Below are 1,604 nucleotides of genomic sequence, written 5' to 3'. Positions count from 1 at the left end.
ATCCCTGATCATGTTCGTGTGGTGGGGAACGGGTCTCGTGCAGCGATCATCGGTGACCGGAAGATCACAGGTCTGTCGGCCGAGGTGATCGCCGAACTCGTCGCCGAGGTTGGTCCGTTATGGCATGAACGGCACCAGGCGAGGCTAGAGTCCAGGCCACGCAAGCGGGCCGTCGGCGCCGGGGCAAAGCATCGGCTGGTCTTCGTCGACCGGCTCCTGGCCACGCTCGTCCACCTTCGCCACGGTGCTACTCACGACGTGCTGGCCTGCTGGTTCGACGTCGACCGCTCCACGATCACCCGCGCCATCGGCGAGGTGCGGCCCCTGCTCGCAACCCGCGGCTGCACCATCGCCACCGGCCTCCGGCTCCGCACCCTCGCCGAGGTCATCGACCACCTGGGCTCCAGCGGACAGACCGGGATCATCGACGGCACCGAGATCCGCGTCTGCAGGCCCGCCGTCGGCCGCAAGGACCGGGAGCAGTTTATCTCCGGCAAGAACAAGCAGAACGCCGTCAAGGCTATGGTCCTCACCGACGCCGACGGCAGACTCCTGTTCTGCAGTTCCGCCCAGCCGGCAAGCTGTGCCGATATCACCCATGCCCGGCAGTTAGGCCAGGTCAGACACCTGGCGGTTGGCCCGGCCGTGGAAATCCTCGCTGACGCCGGCTATCAGGGCCTGGGCGCCCAAACCGGCGGCCAAGTGGTGACACCACCACACCGCAAGTTCAAGAAGAACCCGCCCGACTGGTACGGAGAGATCTACGAACGCCAGCGCAAGGCACATTCCTCACGCCGGATCCGCGTCGAGCACGGCATCGCACACCTCAAAAACTGGGGGGCACTCGCCCGCCACCACGGCCGACGCGAACAGATGAGTGACACGATCCAAGCCATCGCCGGACTGCTTTCAGACCAGCAGACCGCCACCCGCGGGGCCCGTCAGCCACAGTGACCACCGCGCCGACCTACACCTTTCGACGTGCCACAGCCAGCCATGCACGAGCTCGTTAGGGGATGCCGGGAATCGGGCCCGCACCCCGGGTGTGGGCCCGGCTTTGCCGCGGCAGTCGCGAAGGACAAGCCGGTGCTCCGGTCGGCCCCGAGAGGGCCGACTCGGGCGCGGGGATGCCGTCCTGGCGGCGTCGGCCCCGGCGGGTCGGCCTGAATCTGCCGGGGCCGTTGCGGCGGCGGGCTGGCTCGGCGTCGGACTAGCGAGTCCGCTCGCGGCGGTGGTTGCAGAATCCGCAGGTGTACGGGGTTGCGGCGGGGTTGCCGGCACCGCAGTGCTCGCATGTCCATGTTCCGCCCGCGGGGTGTTCGGCGAGGAAGGCGCGGGCGTCGTGGGCGGCGGCCGTGCTGCTCGTGTATTCGGCCGGGCTGACGTGCTGGGTGCCGTCGGCGGCCAGGGCGGTGAACATCCACAGGCCGTCGGTGTCGGGCTGGTGGAGGACGGCGGCGGTGCCGCCGGCGTGCTGGACGGGTACCGGGGGTTGGGGGAGGTGGGCGCGGGAGGGTACGGCGTCGGGCCACTTGGTGCGGGCGGACTGGCGGGTGATGCCCCATGCTGCGCCGAGCTGCGGGTAGCCGGCGCCCTGGTGCCCG

General features: G+C 69.8%; 1 protein-coding gene and 1 pseudogene. One reads left to right on the top strand and one right to left on the bottom strand.

What is annotated here, in order from left to right:
• Window positions 1-954, top strand: a 954-nt coding sequence (locus tag ABZW32_RS39895; protein ID WP_356225828.1) for a transposase family protein, incomplete at its 5' end; no start/stop codon positions are given.
• A 256-nt stretch (window positions 955-1,210) separates the two neighbouring features.
• On the opposite strand, the pseudogene ABZW32_RS39890 reads toward ABZW32_RS39895, so the two are convergent.
• Window positions 1,211-1,604 (bottom strand): annotated as a pseudogene (locus tag ABZW32_RS39890) (hypothetical protein); the annotation flags it as partial.

This window comes from Streptomyces sp. NPDC004667 (assembly GCF_040609475.1).
In the GTDB taxonomy this organism is placed as follows: Bacteria; Actinomycetota; Actinomycetes; order Streptomycetales; family Streptomycetaceae; genus Streptomyces.
The sequence above is the reverse complement of the archived record's forward strand: the minus strand, read 5'-3'. Positions and strand labels throughout refer to the sequence as shown.